Genomic DNA, 14,436 nt, shown 5'->3' on the forward strand with positions numbered 1-14,436 from the left:
CGGGACGCGACAGCGGAGGTCCGGTGGCAACCCACAGCGCAGGAGACGACGTCCGGACGCCGCGCCGCCCCCGGACCCCGCCGGTGCCCTTCCGCCGGCTGGGCGCGACCGTGATCGGGGGCGCGTTGCTGCTCGCCGCCGGGTGCTCGTCGATCGTCGACGGCACGCCACAGCCCGAGCCGGCCGCACTGGCCACGACGGACGAGGCCGGCACCGCGGGCCGGCCCCTCGCCGAACTGCTGCTGCCGCCCGAGCAGTTCCCCGAGCCGTACGACGCGGTGGTGCTACCGCCGCAGGCGGTCGCCCAGGCCGCTCCCGACCTCACCGGAGTCCCGGAGGGGGCCAAGGTGGATCCACCCGGATGCCTGCCGCCGCCGCAGAACTACGGCCCGGACGGGACCGCGATGGTGGTCGGCACGGACAACGACAGCCGGGCCACGATCTCGGTCGAACTCGTCGCTGTCACCGACGACCTGGCCGCCTACCGCGACCGTCTCGTCGAATGTCCCGTCGTCGCGGCGACCCGCCGGGGCGTCACCGCCACGGTGACGACCACGGTCGACCCGTCGGCGCCGCCGGCCGCCGCGGGGGTGGCGACCCTCGCGTTCACCCGCACCGTCCGCTCGGGCGAGGGCCGGGAGGTGGTCACCCAGTCGATGACCAGCCGGATCGCCCAGGTCGACGACGTGCGGGTGCTGGTGACGTACATGTCCTTCGGTGCGGGGCCCGCCGACACCGCCACCCTGGGCCGGGTGTTCGAGGCGAGCGTGGAGCGCGTGCGCGTCGGCTGACGCGGCACGCTACCAGCCGGCACCGACATCGGGCGGCCGGAACTCCTGCGGCCGCAGTACTTGTCCACAACCGGAGCGCTCGTCCCCAGATTCCGCGGATCCGGGTCGCGCGGCCCCCGAGGGCACCGGTCGTCGGGGACAGTCGGCGCATGACCACATCGACTTCCTCGCCCCGGCCGCTGCGACTCACCGATCCGGGGGATCTGATCGCCGCCGTGCCGGCCATGCTCGGCTTCCTGCCCGCACGGTCGCTGATCGTGCTGAGCCTCGCGTCCGATGCCGGCGGCGGGCGCGACGGTGCCCGGTCCGCGACCGTCGGCGCCGTCATGCGCCACGACCTGATCCTGCCGCCCGGCGAGGACGATCCGGTGCCGGCTGCGATGCGCGACGTCTTCGACCGATTCGGTGCGCTCTGCGATCGGGAGGGCGCCGACGCCGTGCTCGTCGTCCTCGTCGACGACCGTCTCGACCACCCCGACGCCCCCGCCGTCGCCGCGGCCTGCCGACTGCTCGACGACTTCGCCGTCCGCCTCGACCGGCGCGGGGTTCGCATCGCCGGAGCACACGCCGTTTCCGAGGTCGCTTGCGGCAGAACATGGTTTGCGCTCGTCGGCGGTGCGCGCGGGACGGTCCCGGACCCGCAGGCCTCGCCCGTCGCCGCCGCCCGCGTCTTCGAGGGCGGGGCGATCCGGCGGTCCCGCGCCGAACTCGCCGATCTGCTCACCCCGCTGCCGATGCCCGGGCGCATGCAGGTTGCCGACCACATCGACGAGGCGATCGACGCGCGTGACCTCGCCTACGAACTCGCCGTCCGCGCCGGCGGCCGCGACCGCGCCGACCGTCAGGAACTCGAGGCCGTGCTGGCCCACATCGCCCAGCACGACGACGGCGCCGAGCTGCTCGCCCCCGAGCTTGCCGAACTCGCCGTCCTGCTGTCCAATTCGACCGTGCGCGACGCCGTGATGGCCCTCGCGGCGGGCGCCGAGGCCGACACCGCCGAACGGTTGTGGGTCACGCTCACCCGGCGTCTCCCGGACCCGGAACGAGCCGAGGCCGCCGCCCTCGTCGGCTACAGCGCGTACGTTCGGGGCGACGGACCGCTCGCCGGGGTGGCCCTGGGGGTCGCACTCGAGTCCAACCCGCGGCACCGGCTCGCCGACCTCCTCGACCAGGCCCTGCAGGCCGGGCTGCGGCCGCCCACCGTGCGCGGCCTCGCCGACACCGGCTACGAGATCGCCGCGCGGCTCGGGGTGCGAATGCCCCCGCCCGCACCGGCGGCGTGACCGCCGGGACGGCGCCGGCTCAGCGCCGTGCCGCGTGCGACCGGTCGCCGAGTTCCTGCAGGTAGACCCACGCGTCGGCGACGATCTCGTCGAGGCTCGTGTGCTGCGGCTTCCAGCCCAGTTCCTCGACGGCGCGGCGGCTCGACGCGATCAGCACGGCCGGATCCCCGGCGCGCCGGGGTGCATCGACCACCGTGATCGGCAGGCCCGTCACTCGGCGGCACGCCTCGATGACCTCCCGGACGGTGAAACCCTCGCCGCTCCCGAGGTTGTAGACGGCGTGCTCGCCGGGCCGGGCGGCCGCCAGTGCCAGCAGGTGGGCGTCGGCGAGGTCCTTGACATGGATGTAGTCCCGCACCGCCGTGCCGTCCTTGGTCGGCCAGTCGGTGCCGAACACCGAGATGTGCTCGCGCTGGCCGAGAGCCACCTGCAGCACGAGCGGAATCAGGTGCGTCTCGACCACGCGGTTCTCGCCGGCACCGTGGTATGCGCCCGCGACGTTGAAGTAGCGCAGGCTCGTCGCGGCCAGACCGTACGCCCGCGTGTACGACGAGATCGCATGGTCGATGGCGAGTTTCGTGGCGCCGTACGGGTTGGTGGGCCGGGCGGGTGCATCCTCGGTGATCGGTACCCGGTCCGGCTCGCCGTACGTCGCCGCCGTCGACGAGAACACCAGCCGCGGTGTTCCCGAGGCGCGGATCGCGTCCAGCAGGGCGAGGGTCGCGACGACGTTGCCGTGCCAGTACTTGTCCGGATGCTCGACGGACTCGCCGACCAGGGACTGGGCCGCGAAGTGCAGCACCCCGTCGAACCGGGGCTGTGCACCGCCGCCGAGCACCTCCGCGGCCGCGGTCGCGATGTCGCCCTCGACGAACTCCGCGCCGGCCGGGACGGCGTCGGCGTTGCCGGTGGACAGATCGTCGAGGATCACCACCTCGTGACCCTGCTCGAGCAGCACCGTGCTGCAGACGCTGCCCACATAGCCGGCACCGCCGGTAACCAGAAGCCTCACGCTGGGACCCTTCTTCGCCGGCCCGCGCGGGGCCGGCGAAGAAGGGGCCTGTCTCAGACCTGCTTCACCTGCACCGCGTGGGCCATCTCGTCGGAAAGTTCGAAGCCGTCGTGGCCGGGCACGTTGATGACCACCGACCCCGGCTTCGTCTCGACTGTAACGCGTGCGTCGGGGACGATCCCCGCCTCACGCAGCCGCCCGATCACCTCGTGATCGGACTGCACGTACTCCGCCAGCCGGCGCACGACCACGGCGGTCGGCTTGCCCGGCGGGATCTCGGTGAGCCGCACCAGCCGCTCGTCCGCCGCGGCCGGGCGGTCCAGGCCGAGCTGGTCCAGTCCCGGAATCGGATTGCCGTACGGCGAGGTCGTGGGGTTGTGCAGCACCTCGACGAGGCGGCGCTCGACCTCCTCGCTCATCACGTGCTCCCAGCGGCATGCCTCGGCGTGCACGTTCTCCCAGTCGAGACCGATCACATCCACGAGCAGCCGCTCGGCGAGCCGATGCTTGCGCATGACCGACACCGCCAGGTCGCGGCCCTTCTCGGTCAGCTCGAGGTGCCGGTCGCCTGCCACGCGCAGCAGCCCGTCCCGCTCCATCCGGGCGACGGTCTGGCTCACGGTCGGTCCGCTCTGTTCCATGCGTTCGGCAATGCGCGCACGCAGCGGCACGACGCCCTCTTCCTCCAAGTCGTAGATCGTCCGGAGGTACATCTCCGTGGTATCGACCAGGTCCTTCACTCTCACACCCCTTCGTCTGCGGCCGATTCTAACCGGGCGAAACCCCCGGCGGGCGCACCTCGCGCGGCGCCGCCCGGCGGGGCCTGCGGCAGGCGCGCCGGGGCCCTGCGGCACTCGCATCGCCCCGGACGGCGCAGTAGCTTTGTGGCCATGACCACGACCTCCGCCGCGACGGGCGATCCGACACATCCGAGCGGCGACCGAGTGGTGGTGTGGAGCCCGGACTTCCTCGACTACCGGTGGGGCCCGACTCATCCCATGAATCCCACCCGGCTCGATCTCACGATGGCACTGTCCCGCGGCCTCGGCCTGCTCGAGGGGGTGGAGACCCTGCGTCCGCCGGCCGCGACCGACGCCGAGCTGCTGCGCATCCACACCCCTGCCTACGTCGAGGCCGTCAAGCACGCCGGCAGCCTGCCGCCAGGTTCGACCGCCGGGGCGGAGGCCCCGCACGGTCTCGGCACCGAGGACAATCCGATCTTCCCGCGCATGCACGAGGCCAGTGCCGTCCTCGCAGGCGGCACCCTCGCCGCCGCCCGGGAGATCGCCGCCGGCCGCACCCGGCGGGCGGTGAGCATCGGCGGTGGGATGCACCATGCGATGGCGGACTGGGCCGCCGGATTCTGTGTGTACAACGACGCCGCCATCGCCATCTCGTGGCTCCTGGACAACGGCTTCGACCGGATCGCCTACATCGACGTCGACGCCCACCACGGCGACGGGGTGCAGCACGCCTTCCTGAGCGATCCCCGGGTGCTCACCGTCTCCATCCACCAGCACCCCGCGACGCTGTGGCCGAACACCGGCTGGTCCAGCGAGGTCGGCACCGGCGCCGCCGAGGGGACCGCGATCAACCTGCCGGTCCTGCCCGGCACCGTCGATGCGCTGTGGCTGCGCGCATTCCACGCCGTCGTCCCCGCCGCGGTCGCGACGTTCCGGCCGCAGATCATCATCAGCCAGTGCGGTGCCGACAGCCACCGGGAGGATCCGCTGGCCGACCTCTCGTTGACCGTCGACGGCCAGCGCGCGGCGTATCTCGCCATGCGCGAGCTCGCGGACCGGCACTGCGAGGGCCGGTGGCTCGCGGTGGGCGGAGGCGGCTACGGGCTGGTGCGGGTGGTGCCGAGATCCTGGACCCACCTGATCGCAGCCGTACTCGACCGCGAGATCGACCCCGCCACCCCGATCCCCGACGAGTGGCGCGAGCGGGTCGCCGCGATGGCGCCGGGGGTCGATCTGCCGACCGTGATGGGGGAGGGCGGCGACGTGGCGTATCTGCCGTGGGACGGCCCCGGCGGTACCCCCGAGACCGGCATCGCATCGTTCGATCGTGCCCTCAGCCGCGTCGACTCGGCCATCGTCGCCACCCGCCGGGCCTGCTTCCCGCTGCTCGGCCTGGACCCGGAGGACCCGCGTGACTGAATCCGAGAACACGGCCCACGGCCCCGCGGTCACCGCGGGGCAGACCCCCGACGGCGACGCCGCCGCCGGCGGGCCGGTCGATGCCGCCGCCGGCGAGCCGGTCGATGCCGCCGCCGGCGAGCCGGTCGATGCCGCCGCCCGCGCACAGGCGGAGAAGGAGGCCGCCCGCGAGCGCGCACTCGCCGTCGCCCGCAACTACCCCAAGCACTGGGTGGCGGACGTCCTCGCCGCCGACGGCAAGGCCGTGCACCTGCGGCCCATCGTCCCCGAGGACGCGGACCTGCTCGTGGACTTCCACAGCAAACTCTCCGAGCGCACCCGCTATCTCCGCTACTTCGGCCCCTACCCGACGATGTCGAAACGGGACCTGTTCAACTTCACCGTCGTCGACCACCACCGGCGGGTCGCGTTCGTGGCCCTGCTCGGCGGGGAGATCATCGCGGTCGGCCGCTACGAGGGTCTGCCCGAGGGCGACGGCCTGTCCGCCGAGGTCGCATTCACCGTCGCCGACGCGCACCAGGGCCGCGGCCTCGGTCCGATCCTGCTCGAGCACCTCGCCGGGGCCGCCGCCGAGAACGGCCTCCACACCTTCGTCGCGGAGGTGCTGGCCGAGAACCGCAACATGGTGACCGTGTTCCGGGAGGCCGGCTACCAGGTCAGCCGCAGTTTCGAGGGCGGCGTGGTGCGACTCGAGTTCGCCATCGACCCCACCGAGGCGCTGGTGTCGGTGCGCAACGCCCGCGAACGCGCCGCCGAGGCCCGCAGCGTCCGCAACCTGCTCAGCCCGGGCAGTGCCGCCGTCATCGGCGCGTCCACCGACAGCCGCAAGGTCGGCAACGCGGTCCTGGTCAACATGCTGCGCAGCGGCTTCACCGGCCCGGTCTATCCGGTCAACGCCGAGCACCGCTCGGTGCGTGGCGTGCGGGCCTATCCGACCGTCCGTGACATCCCCGACGACATCGACCTCGCGATCGCGGCGGTCCCGGCCGACGCCATCGACGCGGTGCTCGACGACTGCCTCGCCAAGGGCGTCAAGGCGTTGCTCGTCGTGTCGTCCGGCTTCGGCGAGACCGGTCCGGAGGGCCGGGTCGCGGAACGCCGCCTCGCCCACGCGGCCCGGGCGCACGGCATGCGGCTGATCGGGCCGAACGCGCTCGGCGTCGCCAACAACGATCCGGAGATCCGCCTCAACGCCACCCTCGCGCCCGTGCTGCCCGCGGCCGGCAACGTCGGCTTCTTCTGCCAGTCCGGCGCGCTGGGCATCGCGATCCTCGACGAGGCGGCCAAGACCGGCGTCGGCCTGTCCTCGTTCGTCTCTGCCGGCAACCGCGCCGACCTGTCGGGCAACGACCTGCTGCAGTACTGGGACACCGATCCGGCCACCGAGGTGGTGCTGCTGTATCTCGAGAGCTTCGGCAATCCGCGCAAGTTCTCGCGTATCGCGCGGCGCGTGGCCCGCAGCAAGCCGATCGTCGCCGTCAAGAGCGGCCGCCACGCCGTGCCCCCGGTCCTCGCGGCCCGCACGGGGGAGATGGACGACACCATCGTGCGGGACCTGTTCGAGCAGGCCGGCGTCGTGCAGGTGGGTTCGATCGCGCAGTTGTTCGACTCCGCCCTGTTGTTCGGCTACCAGCCGCTGCCCGCCGGCCCCCGCGTCGCGGTGGTGGGCAACTCCACGGCCCTCGGCGTGCTCGCCGTCGACGCCGCCCGCAGCGAGGGCCTGCACGTCGGTGAACCCGTCGATCTGGGGGCGGCGGCCTCGCCGGAACAGTTCGCGGCAGCCGTCGCCCACGCGCTCGAGGCGGCCGATGTCGACGCGGTGATCGCGGTGTTCGTGCCCCCGGTCGCCGTGACGGTCGAGCCGTACGCGCAGGCCCTGCGCGACGCCGTCGCCGGCACCGACAAGCCGGTGCTGACGACGTTCCTCGCCACCGAGGGCCTGCCCGACGTGCTCGCCGTGCGCGGACCGGACGGCCACCCCACCCGGGGTTCGGTGCCGTCGTATCCGGGGCCCGAGCGGGCGGCGCTCGCGCTGGCCCGGGCGTGGCGGTACGCCAAGTGGCGCAGCCGTCCGGCGTCCCAGGTCGTCCGTCCGGCGGGCATCGAAGCCGACAAGGCCCGCACCCTGGTCGAAGGGTGGCTGGCGACGTCGCCGGAGGGACGCTGGCTCTCGGACACCGAGGCGGCGCTGCTGCTCGCGTGCTACGGCGTGCACATCGCCGAGTTCCGGGCGGTGACCACGGCCGACGAGGCCGTCGCCGCCGCGGAGGAGATCGGGTTCCCCGTCGCGGTGAAGGCGACCGGCGCCCACTGGCGGCACCGGCCGGACCTGAGCGGGGTGCGGCTGGATCTGCTCGGGCCCGAGGCGGTGCGGATCGCGTACCGTGACCTCGCCGCGGTCTCCGGGGAGCCGTTGCTGCACGTGCAGAAGATGGCCACCAAGGGCATCGGTTGCGTCGTGCAGGTGCAGGACGACCCGTCGTTCGGGTCGCTGATCTCGTTCGGTCTCGCCGGGGTCATCTCCGACCTGCTCGGCGACCGCGCTTTCCGGGTCCTACCGGTCACCGAGGACGAGGCGGTCGAGCTGATAGACGCACCCAAGGCGGCGCCGCTGCTGTCCGGATACCGCAACACCGAGCCGGTCAGCAAGGCCGCGCTCGTCGACCTGGTCCAGCGCATCTCCGCTCTCGCCGACGATCTGCCGGAGGTGCGGGAGATCGCGTGCGAACCGGTCCTCGCGTCTCCCACGGGCGCGGAGATCACCGACGCGCACCTGCGGATCGGCCCCGAGCCGCACCCCCTAGACCTCGGCCCCCGCCGGCTGCGCTGACCTCGGCCCCCGCCGGCTGCGCTGACGGCCGCGGCGGTCCGCGGACGCGAAGATCCCCGAGAACCCAGCCCGGTTCTCGGGGATCGTCCGGCCGACTGCCCGGTCAGCTGGCGTAGGCGCGGAGGCGTTCGGCGCGATCGCCCTCGCGGAGCTTGCCCATCACTTCCCGCTCGATCTGGCGGACCCGCTCACGGGAGAGGCCGAACAGCTTGCCGATCTGGTCGAGGGTGCGGGGCTGGCCGTCGTCGAGGCCGTAGCGCAGCCGGATCACCTGCTGCTCGCGCTCGTCCAGGGTGGCCAGGACGCTGCGCACGTCGCTGTGCAGCAACCCGGCGATCACCGCGTTCTCCGCGGACGTCGCCTCGGCATCCTCGATGAAGTCGCCGAGCGGGGCCTCCTCGTCGTTGCCGACCGGCATGTCCAGGCTCACCGGGTCGCGGCTGTGGTCCAGCAGGTCGCCGATCTTCTCGACCGGGATACCGGACTCCGCGGACAGTTCCTCGTCGGTCGCCTCCCGGCCGAGCTGCTGATGCAGTTCCCGCTTGATCCGGGCCAGCTTGTTGACCTGCTCGACGAGGTGGACGGGGAGCCGGATCGTGCGGCTCTGGTCGGCCATGCCGCGGGTGATGGCCTGCCGGATCCACCAGGTGGCGTAGGTCGAGAACTTGAAGCCCTTGGCGTAGTCGAACTTCTCCATGGCGCGGATCAGGCCGAGGTTGCCCTCCTGGATCAGGTCCAGCAGGGGCATGCCGCGGCCGGTGTAGCGCTTGGCCAGGGACACGACCAGACGCAGATTCGCCTCGAGCAGGTGACTGCGGGCGGCCTGACCGTCACGCACGACGATCGCCAGGTCGCGCTTCTTCGCGGCGGTGAGCCGCTTCTTGGTCTCCAGCAGATGCTGGGCGTACAGGCCGGCCTCGATCCGCTTGGCCAGTTCCACCTCGTCCGCAGCGCTCAGCAGGGCCGTGCGGCCGATCCCGTTCAGATAGACGCGGACCAGGTCCGCGGCCGGGCTCTGGCTGTCGAGGTCGGAATCGACGCGGGCGGTGGTATCGGGGCGTGCCATGACGTGCCTCCTCATCGGTGGTGTCTCGATGCGTTCAACGCGCAGGACCCCTGGGAAAGTTCCCGGGGTTCCTCCGTGGGAACCGCCCTGACCTGCGTATATGGCGAACAGGTCCTGAGAAGTTGCTGAGAACACACCACCGGGGGAACCGGCGGGTAACTTTCCGGCCCGCCGGGCCGCCCTACCGGACGGGTTCGACGAGTCCGTGCCGGACGAGCGCCTGCACCAGGGGGACCGCCTGCCCGGCCAGCGCCTGCTCGTCCTCGTCGTGCGCGGCGGCGAGCAGCGCCACCAGCTCCGACAGCGGCAGGCCGTCGGCCCGCATCCCCGCCAGCAGGGCCGCTGCGGGATCGTCCACCTCGTGCTGCCAGTTCGGGCCGCCGCCGCGGTGCACGCGCGTCACCACCTGCCGCCAGCCGTCCGCACCCGGCAGGTACACGCGCTCCAGGGCGGTGTCGGGCCGGACGACGAACCGCGCCTCGAGGACATCGTGGTCGCGCAACCACGCCAGCCGCTCGAAGTAGCCGACGGCCTCCGCCCCGAGCGGGTCGGTGAAGCCGTGCCGCAGGTCCTCGGCGAGCACGTCGCTGGGCGCGTCGGTGCGCCGCAGGTAGACGAACCCGAAGCCGATGCCCTCGACCCGGTGCCGCTCGAAGTGGTCCAGCCAGGCCTCGGCGCGCGCCGCCACCGCCGGATCCCGCGGGTCGGCGTCGCCGTCACGCAGCCACGTCCCCACGTAGAGGGCCGGGTCGGCGACGTCGCGCTGCGCGATCCACGCATCGACCCCGTGGGCGGGCAGCCAGGAGGCGATCCGGCGTCGCCAGTCCTCGTCCTCGACGTGCACCCACGAGGCCAGCATCGCCGCGGTCCCACCCGGGTTCAGGTGCTCGGCGGCGCGGGAGACCATCAGCTCGCTCGCGCCGTCGAGGTCCAGGCCCGAGTCCCGGTAGGTGTGCTCGACCCGTCCGGTGCTCACCACGAACGGCGGGTTCGCGATGATCCGGTCGAAGCGGCGGCCGGCCACCGGCTCGAACCACGATCCCTCGAGCAGTTCGACCTCGACCTCGTTGAGCGCGGCCGTGGCGGCGGCCAGATCCAGTGCCCGCGGGTTGACGTCGGTGGCGGTGACGGTGCCGGCGAAGTCGGTGGCGCGCACGGCCTGTACGCCGCAGCCGGTGCCCAGGTCCAGCACCGAGCCGACCGGGTCGGTGGGCATGGCCTGCAGCAGCGACAGCGAGGCGTGCCCGACCCCGAGCACGTGGTCCTCGCGGGTGGGCCGGGGGCGCATCGCCCCGTCGAGGTCCGACAGCATCCAGCGGGTGCCGGTGCCGGCGTCGAGCGGTCGCAGATCCAGCGCCGCGCGCACGCCGTCGCCGTCGCGTTCGAGCAGCCCGGCCGCGATCGCCGTCGCCACGTCGACCGGAGCGAGCGCCGCGGCCACCTCCGCAGCAGGCAGCGTGTCGCACACCAGGAACAGGCGCACGAGGGTGCCGAGATCACCACCGCCCGTCGCGGCCCGCCGCACCGGCACGGGCTCGCCCCGGCCGAGCGCGGCGTGCGCGTCGGGGCCGAGCAGCTCGAGCAGCGTGTCGGTGTCGAACCGGGCGCGCGTCAGCGCCGTGCGCAACGGGGGGCAGATCGAAAGCAGCAGGTCGCGGTCCACCCCCGCATTCTGGCAGCACCCCGAGGCCGCGTCGCCGGGGGACCGGGAGCCGGGTCAGCCCTCGATGATGCGGGGCTGCGGGCCCTCCAGGGCGGTGGTCCCGTCCCCGCGGCCGTCCCAGCGGCTGGGCTCGTCCTTCGACCGCGGCGGCCGATCGTTGGCGATGAGCACCGCCACCCACGGCAACGGGACGGACAGGGCGAGGATGCCCACCGAGAGCCAGGGATTGGCGAACGCCGCGTACGCGAGGGCGGCGAGGATCATGGCGGGGATGCGGAAGGACATGAGCGTGAGGTACTTGCGGACCCGCGCACGGTGCTGGTCCTCCAGCGACAACGCCGCCTCGGTGATCAGAACCGGTTTCTCGGGTGACCCGTCGTCGTAGTCCCCATTGAAACCCGGAGTTCTCGACATCCCTCTACTGTCCCACTCGCGCGCGCGGAATGCACATGCGCATCCGCATCGAGGGTGCGGCATCATGTAACGGTGAGCACCGACATCAAGGAACGGCCGGATACCACCACCGACGAAACCACCGACGACGACACTCCCAAGTTCTTCCACTACGTCAAGAAGGACAAGATCGCCGAGAGCGCGGTCATGGGCACCCACGTCGTCGCGCTGTGCGGCGAGGTCTTCCCGGTGACGCGCTCCCCGAAACCGGGGTCACCGGTGTGCCCGGAGTGCAAGAAGGTCTACGAGGGCCTGCGCAGGGGCGACTGATCGACGGTCTCGTCCGGAGCCGCCGGGACGTGTTCGCCGGCGGCCTTCTCCGCTGCGCGCGGGTGCGGAGCGTCCACGGGGCACGACTCCGGTTCCCGCTGGTCCGGCCGCATGATGTCCGGTAGCCGGATCGGGATCGGCGCCGTCCCGAGCCGCCGGGTCAGGCCGGTCACTGCGGCCGCCGCCGGCGAGGGCGCCGCGGCGGCCCGTTCGGCCAGCCACCGGCGCATCTGCTCGATGCGGGTCTCGCGGGCGGGCCAGAACTCCTGCACGGTCGCGTTGAACTCGGCACCCAGCACGACGGCGAAGCCGAGGAAGAAGGTGAACAGCAGGAACGCAATCGGGGTGGCGAGCGCGCCGTAGGTGTAGCCGGTCCCGGAGACCCACCGCAGATACCAGCGCAGTCCCGCGCTCGACGCCATGAAGAACGTGCCCGCGAGGATCGCGCCGCCCAGCAGCCGATGCCACGGCAGCGATCTCGGCAGCGCCACCTTGTACAGCGTCGTCAGGCCCACGAGCAGCAGCAGTCCCACGCCGGGGTAGTAGAACGTGTCCAGCAGCCGGGTGCCGAGGTCGTACCACGCCGCTGGCAGCGCGCGTCCGATCATGGTCGGCCCGAGCGCGACGAGTGGCAGCGTGAACACCGCCAGCACGAGGAACACCACGTACAGCAGCAGCGCGAAGAACCGCTGCCAGACGGGATGCCGGTGATCGTGCTGGTCGTGTGCCTCGTCGATCGAGTCCACGAACGTCGAGATCGCCGACGAACCCGCCCAGAGCGACAGCAGGAACCCGAGGGACATCACGTCGGCGCGTCCCCGCAGCAGCACGTCCTGCACCGTGGGCCCGATGATGTCGTCGACGACGCTCTCGCTGAACATCGTGCGGCTGAACGTGACGATCTTGGACTGGATGATCTCCACCGTGTCCGGCCCGAACCACCCGGCCACGTACCCGAGACTGCCCAGCAGGCCCAGCAGCAGCGGGGGCAGCGACAGCGTCTGCCAGAAGGCGGCGGCTGCGGCCTTGCTGAAGATGGAGTCGTCCCATGCCTTGGTCGCCGTGCGGGCGATCACCTGTAGGCCGCGATGCACCGGCCGCCGTCGCGGGCTCGATGCGGCGGTGGATCCGGCCGGTGGGGATATCTCGCTCATGGGTACTTCCAGCATTCCTGACGACACGCCGCGGTGCGCGGCGGCGGGCCGACGGGACCGCGAATTCTGTCATGATCGTCTCCTGTCGCCCGCGTCACGGACGGCGGTTCGGATGCGGGCCGGGCTCGCGGGCCGGGATAGGCTGCTCGACGGCCGTCGCCCGCCCGGCGACCGCACGGCGGTGCCCGTTCGCCGCCCGGCGACGTCGCCGTAGAGCGAAACCACCTGCACGACCGGAGAAGGAGCACGAGTAGCCGGTGAGCACCGAGACCCTCGGAACAGCGTCCTCCGCCCCCGCCGGACAGCTGCGCGCCTGGCAGCGCCGGGCCCTCACGAAGTACCTCGCGACGGGTCCGCGGGATTTCCTCGCCGTCGCGACCCCGGGCGCCGGTAAGACCACGTTCGCGCTGCGCGTCGCGAGCGAGCTGCTGCGCGACCGCACCGTCGACCAGGTGACGGTCGTCGCCCCGACCGAGCACCTCAAGCACCAGTGGGCCGCCTCGGCCGCCCGCTCCGGCATCGCGCTGGACTCGAACTTCACCAACTCCACGGGCCAGACGTCGAGCGACTTCCACGGCGTCGTGGTGACCTATGCACAGGTCGCCTCGCATCCGTTCAAGCATCGGGTCCGCACCGAGGCGCGCCGCACCCTGGTGATCCTCGACGAGATCCACCACGGCGGCGACGCCAAGAGCTGGGGCGAGGGCATCCGGGAGGCGTTCGGCGACGCCACCCGCCGCCTCGCCCTGACCGGAACACCGTTCCGCAGCGACGACAGCGCCATCCCGTTCGTGGTGTACGAACCGAACGCCGACGGTCTCATGCAGTCCAGGGCCGACCACGCGTACGGCTACGCCGACGCGCTCGCCGACGGCGTCGTGCGCCCGGTGGTGTTCCTCGCGTACTCCGGTGAAGCCCGGTGGCGCAACAGCGCGGGGGAGGAGTACTCGGCGCGGCTCGGCGAGCCACTCAGCGCCGAGCAGACCGCCCGGGCGTGGCGGACCGCGCTCGATCCCGCCGGCGACTGGATCCCGGCCGTCCTCACCGCCGCCAACACGCGGCTCGAGCAGCTGCGCCAGGGCGGGATGCCCGACGCGGGCGGATTGGTCATCGCCAGCGACCAGACGGTGGCCCGCGCGTATGCCAGGATCCTCGAGCAGCTCACCGGCGAGGCGCCCGCACTCGTCCTGTCCGACGACCCGACGGCCTCCGGGCGCATCTCGGAGTTCGATGCGAGCACCCAGCGCTGGATGGTGGCGGTGCGAATGGTGTCCGAAGGCGTCGACGTGCCGCGGCTCGCGGTGGGCGTGTACGCCACCAGCGCGTCGACGCCGCTGTTCTTCGCCCAGGCCATCGGCCGGTTCGTGCGATCACGCCGCAAGGGCGAGACCGCGAGCGTGTTCCTGCCGTCCGTGCCGGTGCTGCTCGATCTCGCCAGCCAGCTCGAGGCCCAACGGGACCACGTGCTCGGCAAGCCCCACCGCGAGAAGGAGGGCTTCGACGACGACCTGCTCGCCGACGCCAACCGGCGCAAGGACGAACCCGGCGAGGAGGAGAAGGCCTTCACCGCGCTCGGCGCCGACGCCGAGCTCGACCAGGTGATCTACGACGGCTCCTCGTTCGGCACGGCGACGTTCGCCGGCAGCGAGGAGGAAGCCGACTACCTGGGGCTTCCCGGGCTGCTCGACGCCGAACAGATGCGGGCGCTGCTGCGCCGCCGCCAGCAGGAGCAGCTGGACAAGCCGGCCTCCC

12 protein-coding genes are annotated in these 14,436 nt (G+C 72.5%); 6 read left to right on the forward strand and 6 right to left on the reverse strand.

The window, feature by feature from the left end:
• The first annotated feature begins 23 nt into the window (after positions 1–23).
• Both G6039_RS20615 and G6039_RS20620 read left to right on the forward strand, forming a co-directional pair.
• Positions 24–791, forward strand: a complete 768-nt coding sequence (locus G6039_RS20615) for a hypothetical protein (RefSeq protein ID WP_043798261.1) — start codon at positions 24–26, stop codon at positions 789–791.
• A 149-nt stretch (positions 792–940) separates the two neighbouring features.
• Positions 941–2,074: a DUF4192 domain-containing protein gene (locus G6039_RS20620; protein ID WP_029543386.1), complete on the forward strand. Its 1,134-nt coding sequence runs from the start codon at positions 941–943 to the stop codon at positions 2,072–2,074.
• A gap of 19 nt (positions 2,075–2,093) precedes the next feature.
• On the opposite strand, the gene galE is transcribed toward G6039_RS20620, so the two are convergent.
• Positions 2,094–3,086 carry a UDP-glucose 4-epimerase GalE gene (gene galE, locus G6039_RS20625; protein WP_029543387.1) on the reverse strand — a complete coding sequence of 331 codons (993 nt, stop codon included), beginning with the start codon at positions 3,084–3,086 and terminating at the stop codon, positions 2,094–2,096.
• A gap of 53 nt (positions 3,087–3,139) precedes the next feature.
• Positions 3,140–3,826: an iron-dependent transcriptional repressor DtxR gene (locus G6039_RS20630; RefSeq protein WP_043798191.1), complete on the reverse strand. Its 687-nt coding sequence runs from the start codon at positions 3,824–3,826 to the stop codon at positions 3,140–3,142.
• 150 nt (positions 3,827–3,976) lie between these two features.
• Here G6039_RS20630 and G6039_RS20635 point away from each other — a divergent pair, with 150 nt between their 5' ends.
• Together G6039_RS20635 and G6039_RS20640 are read left to right on the forward strand one after the other, a co-directional pair.
• Positions 3,977–5,248 (forward strand): acetoin utilization protein AcuC, encoded by a 1,272-nt coding sequence (locus G6039_RS20635; protein ID WP_043798188.1) that lies wholly within the window; start codon positions 3,977–3,979, stop codon positions 5,246–5,248.
• A gap of 211 nt (positions 5,249–5,459) precedes the next feature.
• Positions 5,460–8,078 (forward strand): bifunctional acetate--CoA ligase family protein/GNAT family N-acetyltransferase, encoded by a 2,619-nt coding sequence (locus tag G6039_RS20640; RefSeq protein ID WP_075288601.1) that lies wholly within the window; start codon positions 5,460–5,462, stop codon positions 8,076–8,078.
• A gap of 103 nt (positions 8,079–8,181) precedes the next feature.
• Here G6039_RS20640 and G6039_RS20645 read toward each other — a convergent pair whose 3' ends face one another.
• The 3 genes from G6039_RS20645 to G6039_RS20655 all read right to left on the reverse strand — a co-directional run bounded on the left by G6039_RS20645 (position 8,182) and on the right by G6039_RS20655 (position 11,221).
• Complete coding sequence (locus G6039_RS20645) at positions 8,182–9,144, reverse strand: sigma-70 family RNA polymerase sigma factor (RefSeq protein WP_006935004.1); 963 nt, start codon at positions 9,142–9,144, stop codon at positions 8,182–8,184.
• Positions 9,145–9,325: 181 nt separating this feature from the next.
• Positions 9,326–10,807 carry a DUF7782 domain-containing protein gene (locus G6039_RS20650; RefSeq protein WP_029543392.1) on the reverse strand — a complete coding sequence of 494 codons (1,482 nt, stop codon included), beginning with the start codon at positions 10,805–10,807 and terminating at the stop codon, positions 9,326–9,328.
• A 54-nt stretch (positions 10,808–10,861) separates the two neighbouring features.
• Entirely contained in the window at positions 10,862–11,221 is a 360-nt protein-coding gene (locus G6039_RS20655; RefSeq protein ID WP_006935000.1) for a DUF3099 domain-containing protein, read from the reverse strand.
• Between the two features lie 72 nt (positions 11,222–11,293).
• Here G6039_RS20655 and G6039_RS20660 point away from each other — a divergent pair, with 72 nt between their 5' ends.
• Positions 11,294–11,530, forward strand: a complete 237-nt coding sequence (locus G6039_RS20660) for a DUF3039 domain-containing protein (protein WP_029543394.1) — start codon at positions 11,294–11,296, stop codon at positions 11,528–11,530.
• Here the strand turns inward: G6039_RS20660 and G6039_RS20665 are convergent.
• Complete coding sequence (locus tag G6039_RS20665) at positions 11,503–12,684, reverse strand: YihY/virulence factor BrkB family protein (protein WP_029543396.1); 1,182 nt, start codon at positions 12,682–12,684, stop codon at positions 11,503–11,505. The two genes, G6039_RS20660 and G6039_RS20665, sit on opposite strands and share 28 nt — an antisense overlap.
• A 257-nt stretch (positions 12,685–12,941) precedes the next feature.
• Between G6039_RS20665 and G6039_RS20670 the strand changes: the two genes are divergently transcribed.
• Positions 12,942–14,436, forward strand: a 1,495-nt coding sequence (locus G6039_RS20670; RefSeq protein WP_164528103.1) for a DEAD/DEAH box helicase family protein, incomplete at its 3' end; no start/stop codon positions are given.

The sequence above is a fragment of the Rhodococcus aetherivorans genome (assembly GCF_011058165.1).
Taxonomy (GTDB): Bacteria; Actinomycetota; Actinomycetes; order Mycobacteriales; family Mycobacteriaceae; genus Rhodococcus; species Rhodococcus aetherivorans.